General features: G+C 69.3%; 23 protein-coding genes. 3 read left to right on the top strand and 20 right to left on the bottom strand.

Going from position 1 to position 18,863, the window contains the following annotated elements:
* Window positions 1-6: 6 nt before the first annotated feature.
* Complete coding sequence (locus ACZ5Y9_RS10350; protein WP_247622332.1) at window positions 7-843, bottom strand: helix-turn-helix transcriptional regulator; 837 nt, start codon at window positions 841-843, stop codon at window positions 7-9.
* Between the two features lie 100 nt (window positions 844-943).
* Between ACZ5Y9_RS10350 and ACZ5Y9_RS10355 the strand changes: the two genes are divergently transcribed.
* Window positions 944-1,708: an SDR family oxidoreductase gene (locus tag ACZ5Y9_RS10355; protein WP_464471282.1), complete on the top strand. Its 765-nt coding sequence runs from the start codon at window positions 944-946 to the stop codon at window positions 1,706-1,708.
* A 60-nt stretch (window positions 1,709-1,768) separates the two neighbouring features.
* Here the strand turns inward: ACZ5Y9_RS10355 and ACZ5Y9_RS10360 are convergent, their stop codons facing one another.
* Window positions 1,769-2,722 (bottom strand): L-lactate dehydrogenase, encoded by a 954-nt coding sequence (locus ACZ5Y9_RS10360; protein WP_464471283.1) that lies wholly within the window; start codon window positions 2,720-2,722, stop codon window positions 1,769-1,771.
* Window positions 2,723-2,763: 41 nt separating this feature from the next.
* Between ACZ5Y9_RS10360 and ACZ5Y9_RS10365 the strand changes: the two genes are divergently transcribed.
* Both ACZ5Y9_RS10365 and ACZ5Y9_RS10370 read left to right on the top strand, forming a co-directional pair.
* Entirely contained in the window at window positions 2,764-3,678 is a 915-nt protein-coding gene (locus ACZ5Y9_RS10365) for a methyltransferase family protein (protein ID WP_464471284.1), read from the top strand.
* Between the two features lie 274 nt (window positions 3,679-3,952).
* On the top strand, window positions 3,953-5,041 hold the full coding sequence (locus ACZ5Y9_RS10370; RefSeq protein ID WP_247622328.1) for an AAA family ATPase: 1,089 nt from the start codon (window positions 3,953-3,955) through the stop codon (window positions 5,039-5,041).
* A 35-nt stretch (window positions 5,042-5,076) separates the two neighbouring features.
* On the opposite strand, the gene ACZ5Y9_RS10375 is transcribed toward ACZ5Y9_RS10370, so the two are convergent.
* From ACZ5Y9_RS10375 to ACZ5Y9_RS10460, 18 genes are all read right to left on the bottom strand, one after another.
* Window positions 5,077-5,391, bottom strand: a complete 315-nt coding sequence (locus tag ACZ5Y9_RS10375; protein WP_247622327.1) for an HU family DNA-binding protein — start codon at window positions 5,389-5,391, stop codon at window positions 5,077-5,079.
* A 125-nt stretch (window positions 5,392-5,516) separates the two neighbouring features.
* Window positions 5,517-6,080, bottom strand: coding sequence for a hypothetical protein (locus ACZ5Y9_RS10380; RefSeq protein ID WP_464471285.1), 564 nt, complete (start codon window positions 6,078-6,080; stop codon window positions 5,517-5,519).
* A 3-nt stretch (window positions 6,081-6,083) separates the two neighbouring features.
* Complete coding sequence (locus ACZ5Y9_RS10385; protein WP_464471286.1) at window positions 6,084-6,494, bottom strand: flagellar assembly protein FliW; 411 nt, start codon at window positions 6,492-6,494, stop codon at window positions 6,084-6,086.
* Window positions 6,491-7,378, bottom strand: a complete 888-nt coding sequence (gene flgL / locus ACZ5Y9_RS10390; RefSeq protein ID WP_247622324.1) for a flagellar hook-associated protein FlgL — start codon at window positions 7,376-7,378, stop codon at window positions 6,491-6,493. The genes ACZ5Y9_RS10385 and flgL overlap by 4 nt, the downstream gene beginning before the upstream one ends.
* 14 nt (window positions 7,379-7,392) lie before the next feature.
* Window positions 7,393-8,799 carry a flagellar hook-associated protein FlgK gene (flgK, locus tag ACZ5Y9_RS10395; protein ID WP_247622323.1) on the bottom strand — a complete coding sequence of 469 codons (1,407 nt, stop codon included), beginning with the start codon at window positions 8,797-8,799 and terminating at the stop codon, window positions 7,393-7,395.
* A 7-nt stretch (window positions 8,800-8,806) separates the two neighbouring features.
* The gene (locus ACZ5Y9_RS10400; RefSeq protein WP_247622322.1) at window positions 8,807-9,289 is read right to left on the bottom strand and encodes a flagellar protein FlgN; all 483 of its coding nucleotides are present in this window, start codon (window positions 9,287-9,289) and stop codon (window positions 8,807-8,809) included.
* Window positions 9,290-9,411: 122 nt separating this feature from the next.
* Window positions 9,412-9,660, bottom strand: a complete 249-nt coding sequence (csrA, locus tag ACZ5Y9_RS10405; protein WP_336640252.1) for a carbon storage regulator CsrA — start codon at window positions 9,658-9,660, stop codon at window positions 9,412-9,414.
* Window positions 9,661-9,749: 89 nt separating this feature from the next.
* On the bottom strand, window positions 9,750-11,816 hold the full coding sequence (locus ACZ5Y9_RS10410) for a flagellar biosynthesis protein FlhA (protein ID WP_464471287.1): 2,067 nt from the start codon (window positions 11,814-11,816) through the stop codon (window positions 9,750-9,752).
* A 38-nt stretch (window positions 11,817-11,854) separates the two neighbouring features.
* Window positions 11,855-12,958, bottom strand: a complete 1,104-nt coding sequence (locus ACZ5Y9_RS10415; protein WP_336640250.1) for an EscU/YscU/HrcU family type III secretion system export apparatus switch protein — start codon at window positions 12,956-12,958, stop codon at window positions 11,855-11,857.
* Window positions 12,955-13,716 (bottom strand): flagellar biosynthetic protein FliR, encoded by a 762-nt coding sequence (locus ACZ5Y9_RS10420; RefSeq protein WP_464471288.1) that lies wholly within the window; start codon window positions 13,714-13,716, stop codon window positions 12,955-12,957. The genes ACZ5Y9_RS10415 and ACZ5Y9_RS10420 overlap by 4 nt, the downstream gene beginning before the upstream one ends.
* On the bottom strand, window positions 13,716-13,991 hold the full coding sequence (gene fliQ / locus ACZ5Y9_RS10425) for a flagellar biosynthesis protein FliQ (RefSeq protein ID WP_247622317.1): 276 nt from the start codon (window positions 13,989-13,991) through the stop codon (window positions 13,716-13,718). Before fliQ ends, ACZ5Y9_RS10420 begins: the two co-directional genes overlap by 1 nt.
* Window positions 13,988-14,797, bottom strand: a complete 810-nt coding sequence (gene fliP, locus ACZ5Y9_RS10430) for a flagellar type III secretion system pore protein FliP (RefSeq protein ID WP_464472740.1) — start codon at window positions 14,795-14,797, stop codon at window positions 13,988-13,990. Before fliP ends, fliQ begins: the two co-directional genes overlap by 4 nt.
* Before the next feature lie 155 nt (window positions 14,798-14,952).
* Window positions 14,953-15,381, bottom strand: coding sequence for a flagellar biosynthetic protein FliO (locus ACZ5Y9_RS10435; protein WP_247622316.1), 429 nt, complete (start codon window positions 15,379-15,381; stop codon window positions 14,953-14,955).
* Between the two features lie 2 nt (window positions 15,382-15,383).
* Window positions 15,384-16,043, bottom strand: coding sequence for a FliM/FliN family flagellar motor switch protein (locus ACZ5Y9_RS10440; protein ID WP_464471289.1), 660 nt, complete (start codon window positions 16,041-16,043; stop codon window positions 15,384-15,386).
* Complete coding sequence (locus ACZ5Y9_RS10445; protein WP_247632098.1) at window positions 16,043-16,963, bottom strand: flagellar motor switch protein FliM; 921 nt, start codon at window positions 16,961-16,963, stop codon at window positions 16,043-16,045. The genes ACZ5Y9_RS10440 and ACZ5Y9_RS10445 overlap by 1 nt, the downstream gene beginning before the upstream one ends.
* 3 nt (window positions 16,964-16,966) lie before the next feature.
* A complete protein-coding gene (locus ACZ5Y9_RS10450) occupies window positions 16,967-17,782 on the bottom strand; it encodes an OmpA/MotB family protein (RefSeq protein ID WP_247622313.1) in 816 nt (271 codons plus the stop codon).
* Window positions 17,779-18,588 (bottom strand): motility protein A, encoded by an 810-nt coding sequence (locus tag ACZ5Y9_RS10455; RefSeq protein WP_247632097.1) that lies wholly within the window; start codon window positions 18,586-18,588, stop codon window positions 17,779-17,781. Before ACZ5Y9_RS10455 ends, ACZ5Y9_RS10450 begins: the two co-directional genes overlap by 4 nt.
* 2 nt (window positions 18,589-18,590) lie before the next feature.
* Window positions 18,591-18,806, bottom strand: a complete 216-nt coding sequence (locus ACZ5Y9_RS10460; protein ID WP_247622311.1) for a flagellar FlbD family protein — start codon at window positions 18,804-18,806, stop codon at window positions 18,591-18,593.
* Window positions 18,807-18,863 lie beyond the last annotated feature (57 nt).

An 18,863-nucleotide genomic window follows, 5' to 3' on the forward strand; every position in this document is an offset into this window, starting at 1 on the left:
CGAGGATCAGACCTTCTGCGTCCCCAGCACGCGCAGGAACTCGAGCTTGCTCGCCGCCTCGCTGCCCGGCGCCGCGGTGAGCACGATGAGCGCCTGGGACTCGTCCTCGGTGAACAGCGCCTGACAGTCGACCTCGATCTCCCCGAGCTCGGGATGGATCATCGTCTTGTGCTGCTCGAAGCGCCTGCTCACCTCGTGGTTCTCCCAGAGCCCGATGAACTCGTCGCTGCGCGCCGAGAGTTCTCCGGCGATCTCGCCGGCCCGCGATCGCGCCCCCATCACGCCGTGCGCGGCGCGCAACGAGGCCACCATGGCGCGGCTCTGGCGGGCGTGGTCGGCCTCGGGATAGCGCCGCCGCTCGGTCTCGGGCATCGCGAACCACCGGTAGATGCCGCTGCGTTCGAGTCCCGTCAGCGCGCTGGCGTCGCCGAGGAGGGCCCGAGCGGCGTCGTTCTGCACGAGCACCTCGTCGAGGACCGAGACCACGAACGCCGGGGTGTCGTGGAGGCGGTCGAGTACGCGCAGGATGCCGGGGCGCACGTACTCCGTGACGTGCGCGCGATCGGGGGCGCTGTAGCCGCACAAGCGATAGAGGTAGTCGCGCTCGTCTTCGCTGAGCCGGAGCGCACGAGCGAGCGATGAGAGGATCTGCGCGCTGGGCTGCGGTCCACGGCGCTGCTCGAGGCGCGTGTAGTAGTCCGTTGACATCGTCGCGAGCTGAGCGACCTCCTCGCGGCGCAGCCCGGCCGTACGCCGACGCGGCCCCGGCGACAACCCCACGTCGTCGGGGGTCAACGCCTCCCGGCGACGGAGGAGGAAGTCGGCCAGCGCATCACGATCCACCCCCCGAGTATCCCGCGAGTCGCCGACCCGATCCAGGGATCGTCGCTCCCTGGATCAGCCGTCTCTGGAGCGGTCCATGCGATCGGCGGAGGCTGGACGCATGAACATCAGCGGAAACACCATCTTCATCCCCGGAGCGACGAGCGGCATCGGCCTCGCGCTCGCCCTCGCCCTGCGCGATCGCGGCAACACCGTGATCGTCGGCGGCCGGCGCACCGACCGTCTGGAGGCGATCGCCGCCGAGCGCCCGGATCTCGGCACCGTGCGGATCGACACCGCGGATGCCGGGAGCATCGAGAACGCCGCCCGCACGGTGCTCGCCGAGCATCCCTCCCTCAACGTGCTCGTGACGATGGCGGGCATCATGCGCACGGAGGACTGGCGCACGCCGGACGGTTTCCTCGCCACGGCCGAGGAGATCGTCACCACGAACGTCCTGGGGCCGATCCGCCTCATCGCGGCGTTCGTCGAGCACCTGCGCCGTATGCCCGACGCCACGATCATGACGGTGTCCTCCGGGCTCGCCTTCGCTCCGCTGCGGGTCACGCCGACGTACAACGCGAGCAAGGCGGCGATCCACATGCTCAGCGAATCGCTGCGTCTCCAGTTCGAGGGATCGAGCGTCTCGATCATCGAGCTCGAGCCCCCGGCCGTGCGCACCGACCTCATGCCCGGACACGCCGAGAACGACGCGGCGATGCCGCTCGACGAGTTCATCGCGGAGGCCATGACACTGCTCGAATCCCGGCCCGACGCCTCGGAGGTGCAGGTCGAGCGAGTGAAGTTCCTCCGCTACGGCGAGGCACGCGGGGACTACGCGCAGGTGGTCGCCGCACTCAACAGCACCGACCCGCACGGGAAATGAGAGCGGCCGGGGCACCGGCCCCGGTGCCCCGGCCGCTCTCATTTCCGGGGGCGGATACGGTCAGGAGCGCAGGGTCGCCGCGGCCGAGCGGAGCGCGTCGGCGGATCCGCGCAGCAATGCCAGCTCCGAGTCGGAGAACGACGTGTTCCGGATCGGCACGGCACCCGAGGCGCTGACGATCGACGGCACCGAGAGTGCGACGCCGTCGATCCCGTGGAAGTCGTCGAGCACCGTGCTCACCGGCATCACCGCGTGCTCGTCGTGCAGGATCGCCTCGACGATGCGTGCGCTCGAGAGACCGATCGCGTAGTTCGTCGCTCCTTTGCCGCGGATGACCTTGTAGGCCGCGTCGCGGACGTCGACGGCGATCTCGTCGAGCTCGTCGAGCGTGAAACGGGGATGCTCGGGGGTCTCCCATTCGAGGATCGGCACGGTTCCGATCGTGGCCCGCGACCACAGGGGGAACTCGGTGTCGCCGTGCTCGCCCACGATGTGCGCATGCACGCTCGCCGTCGAGACGCCCGCTCGCTGCGCCAGCTTCCAGCGCAGCCGCGAGGTGTCCAGCACGGTACCGGACGCGAAGATGCGCTCGGGCGGCAGACCCGTCTCCTGCTGGGCGATGACGGTGAGCACGTCACAGGGATTGGTGACGATCACGTACACGGCGTTCGGGGCCACCTCGAGGAGTTCCGGCATCATGCGTCGGATGATCCCCGCGTTCACGTCCGCGAGCTCGATCCGCGTTTGACCGGGCTTCTGCTTCGCCCCGGCGGTGATCACGACCACGTGGGAGCCTGCGGCGACGGAGACGTCGCTGCCACCGATGATGTCGCTCGTTCCCGTGAACTGCGTACCGTGCGCGAGGTCGAGCACCTCGGCCTCGACCTTCTCGGTCGCGATGTCGTAGAGGGCGATGTGCCGCGCGGACCCCCGGATCAGCGCTGCATAGGCCACGCTCGATCCGACGCTGCCCGCGCCGACGACCGTGAGCTTCGAGTTCTCGATGATCTCCATCCGCCCAGTGTGGCAGGTGGCCGGGTGGATAGCATGGGGCGGTGTTCGCCGGCATCCGCATCGCTCCCCCGGCGGCACGCGCGTACTTCGCACTGCAGGCCGTGGCCGGCGGATGCTGGTGGCTCGGAGTGCTCCTGATCCCCGCGATCCGCACGGCGACGCTCGACGGACTCCCCGTTCTCCCGATCGCGATCGCCGACATCCCTCTCTTCGTCGGAGGGTCGGCGCTCGCCGCGTGCGGCGTGCGGGCGGCGGTCTGGGTCGTCACCTCCTGGACCGTGCTCGTGGCGGGCGGGATGGTCGTGCACGCGACCGTCACCGGTCTGGCCGGATGGGGTGCGCTGCTCATGGTGGCCGCCGCGGCGGGGAGTCTCGCCGCCGGCATCGTGATCATCGTCGGCCGGGCACCCTTCGAGTGGATCGCTCGTGGACCGTTCGCCTTCCGTACCTCCCGCGCCCAGGGGCGCGCCCGGGTGATGGCGCGCACGGGACTTCAGACCCTGTTCTTCTGGGGCGTGTTCCTCGGGCTCCTCCCGCTGCTCATCGCCATGGTCGAGGCTCGGTGGGGGCTTCATCTCGAGCTGCCTCCCGCGCTCCGTCTGACCGGTGTCGCGCTGTTCCTCGCCGCGACCGCCCTGGGCCTCTGGTCGGCGATCACGATGTCGCTGCTCGGCGAGGGCACGCCGCTCCCCTCCGAGATGGCGCGCCGTCTCGTCATCGCCGGTCCGTACCGCTTCGTGCGCAACCCGATGGCCGTCGCCGGCATCGCCCAGGGCATCGCGGTCGGGTTGATGCTCGGCTCCTGGCTGGTCGTCGTCTACGCGCTGTGCGGCTCGCTGGTGTGGAACACCGCCGTGCGTCCGATCGAGGAAGCCGATCTCGCGGAGCGGTTCGGCGACGACTATGCCGACTACCGCCGCCGAGTCACCTGCTGGGTGCCGCGGTTCGCCGGCTGACGGTTCGCGCGCACCCTGTCGAGCGACCCGAGTGCACGTAAACGAAGAGATTTCGGCCCCGACACGCCGTTTCTCGCTTGTCGTCCGACCCGGAGACGTGAAATGGTATCCCGGGCGGATCCCCCACCGCTCGTCCTCCGGTTCCTGCGTGACTCCCCTACTCGTCGGAACCTCGTGCTCCATCCGTGCCGCTCCGCCCACCGCGGGCAGAGCGAGTCACCGAGCGAGCCACGAAACCCCACCGATCGACCATCGGGGAGCGAAGGAGGAGGGTGTGGCCAGCACTTACATCGAGACCGGCGGTCACGTGCGGGTGTACGACGACGCCGTGCGCACCCACCAGGCGTTCCCCCTGGGGACCTATCGGGTCAGCTTCACCTCGAAAGAGGGCTTCAGCCTCGTGCGCATCGATGATCTGACCGTCGGAGCGGAGCGCGTCTACGGCGGCCGCGATCGCAAAGTCGCCAAGATCTTCCGCTCCTACGCTCTCTCCGACCGCAGCCTCGGGGTGATGCTCTCGGGCGACAAGGGCATCGGCAAGTCGCTGTTCCTGCGCATGGTCGCCGAGGCCGCGCGCGAGCAGGGCCTTCCCGTGGTGGTCGTCTCCGAGGACCACGACGGCATCGTGGAATTCCTCGACAGCCTCGACGAGTGCCTCATCGTCTTCGACGAGTTCGAGAAGATCTTCCCGGCGGGCCGCCGAGGAATCACCGACGGGTTGAATCGGCAGAACCAGTTCCTGTCGCTGTTCGACGGACTCTCCTCCGTGAAGCGCGTCTACTGCCTCTCGGTGAACGCGATCGCCGACGTGAGCACCTATCTGGTCAACCGCCCCGGCCGGTTCCACTACCACCTGCGCTTCGACTATCCGGGTCCCGACGAGGTGCGGCAGTACCTTCTCGATCAGGCACCGAACGCGCACCCCGACGAGATCGAGAACGTGGCGTTGTTCTCGCGGCGGGCGCGGCTGAACTACGACCATCTGCGGGCGATCGCCTTCGAGCTGCAGCAGCCCGACACGCTGTTCGCCGAGATCGTCGACGATCTCAACATCAAATCGGTCGAGCCCGGCACGTATCGCATCGAGGCGCGCTTCCCCGACGGCAAGGTCTGGTTCGACGAGGTCGAGATGAACCTGTTCGAGCGCGGAGACGTCGGGCGCACGTTCGAGCTGCGCAACGGCACCCGTTCGCTCTTCGCGTCGTTCGTGCCGCGCGACCTGATCTTCGAACCCGACGGCAGCATCTTCGTGCCGATCGATCGACTCGATCTGCTCGGTGACGACGACGAGGAACCGGAGGTCTATCCGACGACCGTCAGCCTCGCGCTCGTCGCCCCGGCGACCTACGGATTCGGACTCTGACGTCCGGGCCCGTGTCGTTCAGTCGGTGACGTCGGTCAGTCGGTGACCTTGACGCGACGATTGACCTCGCGGGTCGCGGAGAACTTCAGCACCGTGTAGTCGGTGACCTCGCCGGTGCCCTCGTCCTTGCCGAACTGCACGCGGTGCCCCTTGTGGGTCTGCGGATAGAACTTGCCGAAGTTGGTGAGGGTGACGGTGTTGCCCTGGCTGACGAGATCGAGGAGTTCGTCGATCATCGCGTTGTACGCCGTCTGAGCGGCGAAAACCGAGATCCCTCCGCGTCGCGCGAATCGCTGTACGAATTCGCGCTTGCTCACGCGATTGGCCTCGAGCGTCTTGGATGTGCTCATGCTCTGTACCGTCCCCTGGTGTGTTCGCTCGTCGCCGAGCGTCTTGCGCTGCGCCCCTGACAGCTGCACCGGTGATTCGTCGAAGGCCCCCCTGCGACGAACCGGGATCAGCGAGGCCCCAGCCCTTACCCCTCAGAGGATAGTGCCTCTTCCTTGGTATACGCGGTGAACTCCGGTTTCACCTGATTCTTCCGTGTTTTCGCGATTTCTCGGGCCGAGCGTGCGGCGGCGGTCGACATGTCGATCTGCGTACGGATGTCGAGGCCGCGTTCGTCGGCGCTCACCGAGAGCTCGGTCGGCTCGAGCGTCTTGGTGTTCACCACCACGTCGCCGTCGTTGATCAGCAGATCAGCCTTCACACCATAGGCGCGGCCGACGACCGTCCCGCGCGCATCGAGAAGCGACGCGGTGTTCTCGCCGGCGGCCTCGGCGATCGCGGCGAGGTGGGCCGCGGTGTACCGGGCCGAGTTCTCGAACTCCGCAGCGGACGACTCCTCCTTCGAGGGGACGAGTGCGAGTTCGGTCTGCCCCGGTGCCCGACGGTCGCCGGGGTGCACCCGCGCATCGAGGTGGTGGACGGCGCCGTCTGCATCGTCGCCGACGATGAGGCGGTCATCGTAGGCGAGGACCACGAGGTTGACCCCCTTCGTCGCACCGGGACCGTGCGTACGAGAGCGAAGATCGACCATCCGTCACCGTCCGCCGAGAAGCGAACGGATCGGGTAGGTCTGATCCTCGAGGATCACCTGCACCGCGCGCCCGTTGCCGGGGTGGACGACGATCGGCGCGCGCAGATTCACGTGCACACCCTCGTCCCCGGGGTTGGCCACGACCAGCATCCGGAGCGCATCGTCCGCGGACGCTCCGATCTCGGCGCGGACGGATGCCGGAACCTTCGGTGCGTACGCACGATCGACGAACGACGCCTCCACCACGAACAGGCGCACCTCGGCATCCGTCGCCCGGAGCGCGTACAGACCGTCGGCCCCCTCGATGCTCTCGAGGGTGAACGTCGTGTGCGGGGCCAGGCCGAGCATCGGCGAGGTGAACTCGATCACGCGGGCTGCCGACTCGATGTTCGCTCGGGCGGTCGTCGCGGTCATCGCAGGAACTCCAGGAGGTTGGTCTGCAGCGACTTGGCGGTCACCTGCAGGGCGGATTGGAAGACGAGCTCGGCTGACTGCAACCGTACGAGGACCTCGAGGCTGTCGACGTTCTCGACCTCGGCACGACGCGCCTCGAGGTCGGTGGAGGTGGCGAGGTTCTGCGAAGCCGCGCGCTCGATCTGCACCTGCCGGGCACCGGTCGTGCCGCGCGCGGCGATGACGCCCTTCAGGCGCGCGTCGATGTCGTCGAGGCGCGGGCCGACGTTCGCGCCGCTGCGCAGTTCGGCCGCGATGTCCCTCAGAAGCGCGAAAGCGCTGTTCGCTCCCTCGCCGAAGGCCTGCGAGCCGTCGAAGTCGACGCGAACCGTCTCGTTGTCGCTGATACGTCGCTGCACGCCGTCTCCCGGGCTGCCGTGGAACGCGAAGGTGTCGGGGTCGAACGCGGCACCGGCATCGCCGGTCCCGGCGAAGACGCTGCGGCCCAGCACCGTCGTGTTCGCCTGAGCGAGCAGCTCCGCGCTGATCGTCTCGAGCTCCTGCGCGATGGATTCCCTCGCCGTCGGGCTCAGCGCCCCGGAGTTCGCTCCCTGCGCCGTCAGATCGCGGGCCCGGTTGAGCAGGTCGGTGCTCGCTCCGAGCGCCGTGTCGACCGTGGTGACCCAGGCCATACCGTCGCTCAGATTCCGTGCGAACTGTGCGACCCGCGCCTGTTCGCCGTGCACGCCGAGCGTCGTCGCCGCGGCGGCGGGATCCTCGCTCGGTGAGCGAAAGGCGCGCTGCGAGGCGGCCTGATTCTGCAGGCGCTCGCGGTCCGCGAGGTTGGTCTGCAGCGTGCGCAGCGACTGCTGCGTCATGGTGCTGCTCGTGATGCGTCCGATCATGGTCGACTCCCGGGTCAGCGGCCGACCAGGCCGGTGCGGTTGATGAGCAGGTCCAGCGCCTCGTCCATCGCCGTCAGCACGCGGGCGGCGGCCTGGTAGGCGGTCTGGTAGGTCAGCAGGTTGATGGTCTCCTCGTCGCCGTCGACCGAGGCGTTCGACTGCTGCGCGGTGACCGCGGCCACGGCGCCCATGTCGGCGATGTCGGCCCGCTGCAGATCACCGGCGACCGCGACCGCGAAACCGGTGACGAACGTCGCCCAGGTCTTGCTCGGCCCCGTGGCGGAGGCACCGAGAGCACTGATGCGGTCGGCGATCGTGGTGTCCTTCGCTCCGGCTCCCGGCGCCGCCAGCGCGAGCTGATCGAGCCCGGTGGGCACGACGCTCAGTCCGAGCGCCGCGGGCCCCGTCGTGTCGAGGGCGAAGAAGTCGCCCCCGGCCGCGCCGCCGGCGGTCACCCCGGTGCGGTGCACGTCGTTGACCGCCGCGGCGAGGGCGGCTGCGGTGTCGTTGTACGCGGCGGCGACGCCGGCGAGCGTGCCACCGTCCGCCGCCGGGGCGAGCGCGCTGATGGTGCCGCCGATCACGCCGCCGCCGACGGCGACGGGAACGTCCGGCCGATCGGCCCACGACACGACGATCCGACCGGCATCCGAGATCTCGCGCGGACCGCTCACCTGGAGCGATCGGCTGCTGTCGCCCGAGACCAGCGCATTCCCGTCGACACGGAGGGTGAGAGTGCCGTCCGACTCGACGACGCCCGTCGCCCCGATCGCCGAGGACAACTGCTGGGCGAGCACATTCCGCTGATCGATCAGTTCGTTGGCGTTGCGTCCGGCGTGCAGCGCGTCGCGGATCTGACCGTTCAGCGTCGCGACCTGACCCGCCACCGCGTTCACGTCGGCGATATCGCGATCGACCTGTCCGCGCAGATCACCCCACTGGCCCGCGACGGCCTGATAGCCCGCCGCGATCTGGCCGACGAGCACCTGAGCGTTGGTGAGCACGACCTGCGCCGCCGCCGGTTCCGGGGTGTTCGCGAGATCCGACCATCCGGCCCAGAAGCGGTCGAGGTTCGCGGCGAGGCCGTCCGCGGTCGGCTCCGCCATCGTGCTCTCGGCGCGGGCGGCCGCGGTCGCCCGCGCGCTCCAGAATCCGGAGGTCGAGAGGGCATCGCGCACCCGCGCGTCGAGCACGGCATCCCCGAGGCGTGCGACACCGGTGACGGAGACGCCTCCGCCGATGCCGAGGCCGCTCTTCCACAGTCCGGTCTGACCCACGCCGGAGAGCGGAGCCTGATCGACCCTCTGCCGGGTGTACCCGGTGGTCGTCTGATTGGCGATGTTCTGACCCGTCACGGTCATCCCCGCGCGGGCGGCGGAGAGGGCGGATTCCGCCAGACGAAGACCTGAGAACGAAGACATGGTCACCTCACATCCGGGTGTCGAGAAGTCGGGCGTCGCCGCCGCGGACGACGTCGCCGCTGGGCGTGTACTCGCCGGTCGGCTCGCCGAGCCCGGCGATGGTCTCCTGGGTCACGCGGATCGCCGTGCGCAGACGCTGCTCGTTGACCTGCTTCATCTGCTCGATCTCCTCGGCCAGCGCGGTCATCGCGGAGAGGTGACCCTCGAGCACCTCCCGCCATCCGTCGGAGGGCGCCGCGGCGATCAGCTGCCGCAGAGTCGTCGCCTCGGGTGCACCCCACTCGTCGGCCACGGCCACGACGAGTGCATCACGCGAGAGCGCGACGGTCGGCATGGCGGCGAGCACGCGCTCGATCTCGGTCGACGCGTGCCGGATCCACCGGTTGCGGCCGGTCGCGAGCAGCATCTGCTGCTCGTCCAGTTTGAACAGCAGCGTCTCGAGCAGCTCGCGCTCGCGCAGCAGGTGCATGCTCAGGTCGTGAGCGGCCACAGGGCGTCACCTCGTCGGGTCGGGTCGTCGATGACGGGAATCCCCGTCACATCTACGACTATCGCGACATCGCGGAGGCGAGTAACTCGACACGGATGGGGAGAACTCCCCATTGACACCCGTCAGGAAGCTCCGCTCAAGCGTCGCAGGGCACCGAGGAGCGCGCTCTCCGCCGACTCGTCACCCGCGGTCTGCGCCGCCTGCTGGTTGGCATCTCCGACCGCGAGCACGATCTCCGCACGGTTGATGCGGGTGTCGCGAGGGGCGTCGATCCCGACCCGGACGCCGCTCGGGGTGACCGCCAGGATCGTCACCGTGATGTCGTCGCCGATCACGATGCTCTCGTTCGCGCGCCTCGTCAGAACCAGCATGTCCGTCCGCCTTCCCTGGCTGCGGCGCACTCGCGCCATCCTCTTCCCCAAGGTAGTGCATGCCCTCGTAAACGAGCGGAATCTGCAGATCAGCCCGCCGCGCTGGGGAGAGCGGACGGAGCGATGCGCACGACCCCGACGACGTCGGTCGCGTGACCCGCCGCCCCGGCCTCGTCGTAGGAGAGCACGGGGAGCGACTCGACCTGCGGTGCGAGCATCCGCCGGACGGCCTGACGCAGCGACGGCGCGCAGACGAGCACCGGTTCGGGCCCCGCCTGCGTGAGCTCCGACACCGTGCGGCGCACGCTTTCGAGCACCTGCAGCGTCGCCTCCGGCGTGAGAACGATCTGGGGATTGCCGTCGACGACGCGCATCCCCTCGAGCATCTGCTGCTCCAGCATGGGATCGAACATGACGACCCGGATGCGCCCGTCCTCGGCGAAACGTGCCGCGATCGCGGGTCCGAGCGCCGCACGCGCGGCATCGATGAGTCCGGGGATCTCGGTCGACGTCTTTCCCCGGAGCACGAGCGCCTCGTAGATGCGCGCGAGGTCGTTGATCGGCACGCGCTCCGCCAGCAGTCCGGCGAGCACCCGCTGGATCGCCGCCAGCGAGAGCACCGCGGGAGTGAGCTCCTCGACCGTCGTGGGGCTCGTCTGCTTCAGGTGCTCGGTCAGTTGGCGCACGTCTTCGAGCGAGAGGAGGCGGTGCGCCTGACTCTGCACGATGTCGGACAGGTGGGTGATGATGACGCTCGCGCGATCGATCACCGTCGCCCCCGCCATGTCGGCCGCGTGCGACATCTCGGCCGGCACCCACTTGCCCTCGAGCCCGAACACCGGGTCGACCACGGCCTCGCCGGGGAGCTGCTCGAGCCCCGTGCCGATCGCCAGCACGTGACCGCGGGGCACGGCTCCGCGACCGACCTCGACACCGGCGATGAGGATCGCGTAGGTCTGCGCCGGCAGATCGATGTTGTCGCGGGTGCGCACGGGAGGCATGAGGATGCCGATGTCGAGGGCGAGCTTGCGACGGAGGGACTTGACCCGGGTGAGCAGATCCCCCGAGCCACCGGCGGCGAGGTCGACGATATCGGTGGAGAGCGAGATCTCGAGCGCGTGCACCCGCATCCGGTCCATGAGGTCGTCCGGTCCCTCCGCACCGGCCTCGGCGGCTTCCTGCTCCAGCGCATCGGCCTCGCGCGCGGCATCCCGATCCTCGCTCGCCTTCACGCGCGACGCGGCGAAGAGCAGCACGGCGCCGATGCTCGCGAACACGAGCAGCGGCATCCCGGGGATGAATCCCATCGCGACCGCCGCCAGCCCGGTGATGACGAGCGCGTTGCGCGACTGCAGCAGCTGTCGCGCCGCGGCCTGCCCCATCTCTGCCTCGACGTTCTCACGCGTGACGATCATGCCCGTCGACACCGCCATCAGCAGCGCGGGGATCTGCGTCACGAGCCCGTCGCCGATGGTCAGGATGCTGTACGTCTCGAGCGCCTCCCCCATCTCCATGCCGTGCTGCGCCATGCCGATGATGATGCCGCCGACGAAGTTGATGACGACGATCACGATGCCGGCGATGGCATCGCCCTTGACGAACTTCGACGCGCCGTCCATCGCCCCGTAGAAGTCGGCCTCCGCGGCGACCTCGGCCCGGCGCCTGCGCGCCTCCGCGTCGGTGATGAGCCCGGCGTTGAGGTCGGCGTCGATCGCCATCTGCTTGCCGGGCATCGCGTCGAGGGTGAAGCGCGCGCCGACCTCCGCGACGCGCTCCGCGCCCTTGGTGACCACCACGAATTGGATGACGGTGAGGATCAGGAAGATCACCGCACCGATCACGAGCGACCCGCTGATCGTGATCTGCCCGAACGCCTGGATCACCTGGCCCGCGTGCGCCTCACTGAGCACCAGGCGCGTCGACGCCACGTTGAGTCCGAGGCGGAACAGCGTGGCGACGAGCAGCAGGCTCGGGAACACCGAGAAGTCCAGCGGCTTCTTCACGAACATGGCCGTGAGCAGGATCAGGAGCGCGAACGAGATGTTCACGACGATGAGCACGTCGAGCAGCGGCGTCGGGATCGGCACGATGAGCAGGAGGATGATCCCGACCACCCCGACGGGGACGGCTCCCTTCGACAGCAGCTGACCGATCATGCGTCCTACCTTCTCGTTTTCCGTGTCTGGGGTTCGGGTCAGAGCCCGCGGTCGCGGGTGCTCGCGAACGGCATGGTGTGGGTACCGCGCGCCGAGCCGCGCCGCTTGAGGTGCTCGATGAACGCCAGCACCTGGGCCACCGCGGTGTAGAGCTCCTCGGGGATCTCGCGGCCGATCTCGCAGGCCGCATGCAGGGCGCGGGCGAGCGGGATGTCGCGCACCAGCGGCACCCCCGACTCCTCGGCCCGCTCGCGGATCTTCTGCGCCACGATGCCAGCGCCCTTCGCGACGACGCGCGGGGCGGACTTCCCGGGTTCGTACCGCAGCGCGACGGCGACGTGGGTGGGGTTGACGAGCACGACGTCGCTGTCGCCGACCGCCGCGATCATGCGGTTGCGACTGAGGGCGATCTGGCGCGATCGCCGCTGCGAACGCACGAGCGGGTCGCCCTCGCTCTTCTTGTGCTCGTCCTTCGCCTCCTTCTTCGTCATGTGCGTGTGCTTGCGGTTGCGGCGCAGCACGACGGCGACGTCGATGGCAGCGAGCAGGATGCCGACGACGACGGCGACCTGCAGGAGGGCCATCACTCCCCCGGCCGCCTGCTCGAGGAGCCAGGTGATGTTGTGGCTGCCGCTGGCCATGAGCACGGGGACCAGGCCGGACACCACGATCCAGAGCGCGAGACCGATGGCCGTCGTCTTGAGCAGCGCCTTCGCCCCCTCCCAGAGCGCCTGCCGTCCGACGACGCGCTTCAGCCCGGTGACGAGGTTGAACTGCTCGGTGCGCATCGTCACACCGCGCAGGTGGATGCCGCCCTGTGCGACGGCGGTCGCGGTCGTCGCGAGGAGCACGACGACCAGCATCGGCAGCAGGATGCCGCCCATCGACGTCAACGCCGCCCCCAGCACCTCGACCGCGGCGTCGGCGGTCGGATGACCCGCCACCGGCGCCACCCGCAGGAAGAGCTCGGTGAGCACCTGGGTCGCCGAGGCGATCGCCGGGAGCGACATGATCGCCGCCGCTGCGATGCAGACCCAGGCCGTGAAGTCCTGGCTGCGACCGATCTGGCCCTTCTTCCGCGCCTCCTTCAGGCGACGATCGGTCGCCTTCTCGGTGCGTTCTCCGGTATCGGTCTCGCTCATCGGGTCACCTCCAGGAGCAGCCGGGCGGCGTCGTCGGCGATCGCCGCGACCACGCCGGGGAGCGCCGCGTACACGAAGCCCACGAGCAGGAGGGTGAGCCCGATCTTGATCGGGAAGCCCATCGCGAAGGCGTTGAGGGCCGGGGCGACGCGGGTCACGAGGCCGAGTCCGACATCGGCGAGGAAGAGCACGATCAGCAGGGGGCCGGCGATCTGCACGGCGCTGAGCATCATCTGCCCCGCCGCTCCGACGAGCGCTTCGGCGGGATGGGCGAGATCGATCATCCCCGTGACCGGCACCGCGTCGAACGAGCGGAAGAGTCCGCCGAGAACGAGCTGGTAGCCGTCGGAGGCGAACAGCAGCACGATCGCGGTCATCTGGAACAGGCGGGTGAACTGGGCGCCGTTCACCGCCATGCCGGGGTCGAAGGCCTGCGCGAGCTGGAAGCCGCCGAAGGTGTCGACGAGGTAGCCGGAGCTCTGGATCGCACTGAAGAGCACCATCACGAGGAAGCCGAGAAGCGCGCCCGTGAGGGCCTGCCCGACCAGTGCGAGCAGGAATCCTCCGGTGTCCAGACGCTCGTAACCCGCTGTGACGACCGGTGACACCGCGAGCGCGAGCCCGACGCCGAGCATGGCGCGAATGCGCATCGGCACCGTGCCGTGACTGAACGGCGGCGCGATCACGAGGAACGCCGTGATCCGCACACAGGCCAGAGCCGTCGCCTCGAGCCAGGTGAAATCGATCGGGATGTGCATCAGCCGCCGTTCAGCAGCGACGGTATGCGTGCGAACAGTTCGTTCGAGAACGCGATCATCTCGGAGATCATCCAGTGCCCGCTCACCAGCAGCGCGATTCCGACGGCCACGAGCTTGGGCACGAAGGAGATCGTCATCTCCTGCACCTGGGTGATGGACTGCAGCAGCGAGATCGCGAAGCCGACCACGAGTGCTGTGATCAGGAGCGGGGCGCACAGCTTCGCCGCGAGGATGAGCGCCGCCTGGCCGATGTCGATGACCGCTTCCGGATTCATCCCCCACCTCCGGCGTAGGACTGCACGAGGGCGGTGATGACCATCCCCCACCCGTCGATGAGCAGGAACAGCAGGATCTTGAACGGCAGCGAGATCATGACGGGCGGGAGCATCATCATGCCCATCGACATCAGGGCGCTCGCGACGACGAGGTCGATGACGAGGAACGGCACGAAGATGATGAAGCCGATGAGGAAGGCCGCGCGCAGCTCGCTGAGCATGAATGCGGGCACGAGCGTCTGCAGCGGGATGCTGGACGGGTCGCTGGGGTTGTCCATCTGCGCGGCGCGGTGCATCAGCGCGATGTCCTCTTCGCGCGTGTAGGCGAGCATCCACTGCCGCAGCGGTTCCTGGGCGAGTTCGAACGCCCGGCCGAAGTCGATCTGCCCCTCGGTGAACGGGGCGACGGCGACCGTGTTGATGTCGGTGAGCACCGGCCACATGATGAACAGGGTCAGGAAGAGGCTGAGACCGGCGAGCACCTGGTTCGGCGGGATCGACGGCAGCGACAGGGCGTTGCGGGTGAGGGCGAGCACCACGAAGATCTTCGTGAAGCTCGACATCATCAGCAGCAGCGCGGGTGCCACGCTGAGCACCGTGATGCCGAGCAGCGTCACGATGCTGTCGGACGGCGTGCCGTTGATGCCGTTGATGGTCACGCCCTCGCCGTCTCCCGACTGCGCGGAGACGACGGATGCCGCGGCGTGGGCGCCCGCGGCGCCCCAGAGCACGAACACCGCCACGAGCACGAGGACGACGGCGGCGAGGACCCCGATCCGACCGCGGGCTCGCCGCGCGGGCGCCATCGGCGCGGCGGCGAGGGCTGATGCGGGCACGGCGGCACTCCGAAGATGGGTGTCGTGGCCGATCCGTAGCCAGGGGGACGAGCGATCCGTGCTCACACGCGACTATCGCGACAGGGGTTCTCCCGCGTAACCGCGCGAAGGGGCGAGCACGTCGATCAGGCGACGGAGGTGAGCGGCGGGCGCTCCGTGTCGTCGCCGCGCTCGTCATCGATCGTCTCGTCGTCGATCGTCTCGTCGATCTCGGCCGGAGCCTCCTGCGTGTCGACCACGCTCACACCGCCCTCGGTGACGCCGAGCACGTAGCGGATGCCCCCGAACTCGGCCACCACCAGCTGCGCCTTGGCACCGATCCCTGTGCGGGCGACGACGGTGATCTTCTCGGGACGCGGCCGCGCGGACTTCGACGCCGAGGATCGCGGCGGACGGAGCACGGACAGCCGCCCGAGCTTCTTCGGCAGGAGTCCGTCCAGCGGGCTTCCGCCCTTCGCACCGGCCTTCTGCAGACGTCGGCTGAGGAACAGCAGCAACCCGAGCACCGCGGCCAGGGCCACGATCATCCGCAGCGCGACGAGGACGTCGTCCATGTTCAGACGCTCTCGGCGCCGTCGAGGATGCGTTCGACGCGGATCGCGAAGTCGCCGTCGGCCACGACCACGGTTCCATGACCGATCAGACGCCCGTTGAGCTTGATGTCGGCGGGAGAACCCGCGGCACGGTCGAGCTCGACCACGTTGCCCGGCTCGAGCGCGAGGACGTCGCGCACCGGCATCCGCGTGCGGCCGATCTCGACCACGAGCTCCATCTCGACGCCGGCGATGCGATTGATGCGCTGCGGTCCCGAGGAGCCCGAGCCCGTACGGTCGCCGTCGATGCGCACCGAGGCGCGCGCGGCGATCGCACCGGTCGAATCGACCAGGTCGAACACCTGCGTGCCCGGAGCGGCGAACACCTCGGTCGCCGCGACGGTCTCCCCGGAGCCGAGAGCCCCGGGCCCGAGCACGATCGACGCCGCCTCGAAGATCGGATGCAGCCGGTCGGCGAGATCGGCCTTCTTCGATCCGTCCTCCAGCTGCGCGGGATCGATGACCTGGATGGCGAGCCGTGCCCCCGGTGTGCCGGTGAAGGTCACGGCGATCGCCTCTCCCACCGCGCCGGGGTCGGTCGACGGCGTCGGGATGACGGGGAAGCCGAACGGCAGCTTGCCGGCGATCGCCGCGGCGATGGCGGTCTCGTGGAAGGTGCTCATCAGTGGTTCTCCTCGTGGGTGGTCGTGATCGTGCAGGCGAGGCGCGATCCGCGGCTGCCGGGCGTCGCGCGCGCGATTGCCGTGTCGCCCGCCATCAGTTCGTAGGGCATCGTCTCGGGGTGGGGCAGGCGCAGCAGATCGCCCGGGGCGAGGTCGAGCACCTCCCCCGCTCCGATCGTGATCGGAGCGAGACGCAGCGTGATCTCGAGCGGAGTGCTGTGCACCTGGTCGCGCGTATGACCCGCGCCGCGCGTCGCCGCGGCATCCGCCCCCGCCTCGGCGAGATGGTCGACGACCGCGGAGGCCGGCAGCATGATCGAGGCGACCGTGCGCGTGTCGCCCAGGCGCATCGTGTATCGGGCGACGATCACGGCGGCCGACGCCGAGATGACCTGGAGGTACTGCGGGTTGTAGTGCACACCGCCGAAGACGGGCTCGCCGGGGAGCAGCGGACCGAGGCTCGCGGACAGGTGCTCGAACGTGCCCTCCATGAGGTTGCGCACCAGGGCGAGCTCGATCGGCGTGAACGTGCGGGCATCCGGGAGGGAGGTGCTGCGTCCTCCCATCATCTGCACGACCCAGAGCAGTGCGCTATCGAGCCCGAACTGCACGACGCACGGCTCGTCGCGATCGGCGAAGGCTCCGGCGACCATGGCCGTGGTGCTCGGCAGCGTCTGCGCGTACTCCTCGTACGACACGAGTTCGACGTCGTCGAGGGTGAGGTGCGTGCGCACGCGGATCTTCGCTGTCAGCTGTGACGACCACAGGCGGGCGAAGGACTCGAACGACGCCTCCAGCCGGCGGATGCTGTCGCGCCCGAGCTGCGCGGGGCGACCGAAGTCGTACGCCGGATAGCGCCCGGCGGGGTCGTCCGGCACGGCGTGCGCGGTCATGGCGGTCTCCTCGGAGATGATGGACACGTCTCAGCCCTTCCCGGCCGCGTCGGCGAGTGCGGGGAGCAACGCCCGCACCTGGTCTTCCTCGGTGGACTCGACGACGATGTCGACCCGTCGGTTGCTCGCGAGCGCCTCCGGGCTGTCGCCCTCGACGAGCGGACGCGTGTCGGAGAACGCGGTCGCCTTCACCCGCGCACCGCCGACGAGTTCGTGCTCGACCAGGAAGCGCGCCACCTGCGTGGCGCGACCTCCCGACAGCTCCCAGTTCGTCGGGAAGGGCGCGGCCGAGAGACGCCGATCGGCATGCCCCTCGACGCTCACCTGATTGTCGACGGTCGTCAGCACGTCGCCGATCGCGTCGAGCACGGCGTCGGCCTTGGCCGAGAGATCCGTGCTGTTGTCGCCGAAGAACGTCTCCGCGCCGACCAGACCGACCTTGAGCCCCCGGTCGTCGATCACGAACTCGACCGTGTCCTGCAGCCCCTGGGCGGCGAGCGAGGCCCGCATGCGCTCCCGCAGTTCCTCGAGCGACTCGTACTCCGCCGCAGCGCGCTGGGTGAGGTCGGGCTCGCCCTCCTCGTCGAGCATCTCCGGCGGGATCACCAGCCCCTCGGAGATGTCGGCACCGCCGGTGGTCGTCTCCTCCTGCCCGAAGCCGGTCGCGAGGCTGTTCGCCAGCAGCTCGAACTTGGTCTTGTCGACGTTCGAGACGGCGAACAGCACGATGAACAGGCACATCAGCACCGTGACCATGTCGGCGTAGGACACGGCCCAGCGCTCGTCCGGCTCGTCGTGCGATTCGTCCTCGTGGCCGCGCCCGCCCGCGCGGCGGGCCGTGCTCACAGGCCCTCCTCCGAGCCCTGCGCCTCCGCGCCCTTCGTCGCCTTCGGAGCCCGTCGCTTCGGCTTGACGGTCGACAGCGCCTCGAGGCGCTCCTGCAGCAGATGCGGCGCGCTGCCCGCCTGGATGGCGAGCATCCCCTCGCTGACGATCATCATGCGCTCGAGCTCGACGGCCCCGATGCGGTTCAGGCGCCCGGCGATCGGGTTCCAGATGAAGTTGGCCGAGAGGAGCCCCCACAGCGTCGCGACGAACGCCGCCGCGATCATCGGACCCAGGTGATCGGGCTCGTCGAGCTTCTCGAGCACGTGGGTCAGCGACACCACCGTGCCCACGATGCCGATCGTGGGCGCGTACCCGCCGAGCGACGAGAAGAACTTCGCGGCGATCCGCGTCCGCGACGAGGCAGCCGTGATCTCGTCGTCCATCATGAGGCGCAGGTCGTCGGCATCCGTCCCGTCGGCGAGTGCCTGGAGCGCCTGCCGGGTGAACTGGTCGGGAGCCGAATCGAGCTCCTGCTCGAGGGCCAGCAGGCCGTCGCCGCGGGCCTTCTCGGCGTAGCCGACGAGGAACGGGATCACGGCCTCGGGCGTCGAGCGGGGCCCGCGCACCATCCGACCCAGGCTCTGCACGGCCAGGCGCGTGTCGCGCAGCGTGTGGCTTGCGATGCCCACGCCGATCGTCGAGCCCAGCACGAGGATCATCGGTGCCGGGATGAGCAGCGCCTCGAAGCTCGCGCCCTCCATGGTGATCATCGCGACGAGAGCGCCGAACGCGAGGACGACGCCGATGAGGAATGCGGGATCCACCGTCAGTCCCCCGACTTCCGGCCGAGCGCCTGGGCGGCGTCGAGCACGCGGGCACGATAGGCGACGATCAGCTCGACGACCGTGTCGAGGCTCTCCTCGACCACGTACACCCCGCCGTCGATCATGTGCAGGGTCGTGTCGGGCGACGAGTACACGCGCTCGATGAGATCGGGGTTCACCGCGAACCGTGTGCGGTCGAGGCGGGTGACGATGATCATCGAGGAGTCTCCGGGCGAGGGGCGTCGGGTGAGAGGCGGTTCAGCCCCGACTATCGC

Source organism: Microbacterium sp. T3-8, assembly GCF_055398145.1.

Excerpts from the sequence above, each read along its gene's own strand:
- ACZ5Y9_RS10355 (WP_464471282.1), top strand. The coding sequence starts at position 944 with ATGAACATCAGCGGAAACACCATCTTCATCCCCGGAGCGACGAGCGGC.
- ACZ5Y9_RS10360 (WP_464471283.1), bottom strand. The coding sequence starts at position 2,722 with ATGGAGATCATCGAGAACTCGAAGCTCACGGTCGTCGGCGCGGGCAGC.
- ACZ5Y9_RS10375 (WP_247622327.1), bottom strand. The coding sequence starts at position 5,391 with ATGAGCACATCCAAGACGCTCGAGGCCAATCGCGTGAGCAAGCGCGAA.
- ACZ5Y9_RS10380 (WP_464471285.1), bottom strand. The coding sequence starts at position 6,080 with ATGGTCGATCTTCGCTCTCGTACGCACGGTCCCGGTGCGACGAAGGGG.
- ACZ5Y9_RS10385 (WP_464471286.1), bottom strand. The coding sequence starts at position 6,494 with ATGACCGCGACGACCGCCCGAGCGAACATCGAGTCGGCAGCCCGCGTG.
- flgL (WP_247622324.1), bottom strand. The coding sequence starts at position 7,378 with ATGATCGGACGCATCACGAGCAGCACCATGACGCAGCAGTCGCTGCGC.
- flgK (WP_247622323.1), bottom strand. The coding sequence starts at position 8,799 with ATGTCTTCGTTCTCAGGTCTTCGTCTGGCGGAATCCGCCCTCTCCGCC.
- csrA (WP_336640252.1), bottom strand. The coding sequence starts at position 9,660 with ATGCTGGTTCTGACGAGGCGCGCGAACGAGAGCATCGTGATCGGCGAC.
- ACZ5Y9_RS10410 (WP_464471287.1), bottom strand. The coding sequence starts at position 11,816 with ATGATCGGTCAGCTGCTGTCGAAGGGAGCCGTCCCCGTCGGGGTGGTC.
- ACZ5Y9_RS10415 (WP_336640250.1), bottom strand. The coding sequence starts at position 12,958 with ATGAGCGAGACCGATACCGGAGAACGCACCGAGAAGGCGACCGATCGT.
- ACZ5Y9_RS10420 (WP_464471288.1), bottom strand. The coding sequence starts at position 13,716 with ATGCACATCCCGATCGATTTCACCTGGCTCGAGGCGACGGCTCTGGCC.
- fliQ (WP_247622317.1), bottom strand. The coding sequence starts at position 13,991 with ATGAATCCGGAAGCGGTCATCGACATCGGCCAGGCGGCGCTCATCCTC.
- fliP (WP_464472740.1), bottom strand. The coding sequence starts at position 14,797 with ATGGCGCCCGCGCGGCGAGCCCGCGGTCGGATCGGGGTCCTCGCCGCC.
- ACZ5Y9_RS10435 (WP_247622316.1), bottom strand. The coding sequence starts at position 15,381 with ATGGACGACGTCCTCGTCGCGCTGCGGATGATCGTGGCCCTGGCCGCG.
- ACZ5Y9_RS10440 (WP_464471289.1), bottom strand. The coding sequence starts at position 16,043 with ATGAGCACCTTCCACGAGACCGCCATCGCCGCGGCGATCGCCGGCAAG.
- ACZ5Y9_RS10460 (WP_247622311.1), bottom strand. The coding sequence starts at position 18,806 with ATGATCATCGTCACCCGCCTCGACCGCACACGGTTCGCGGTGAACCCC.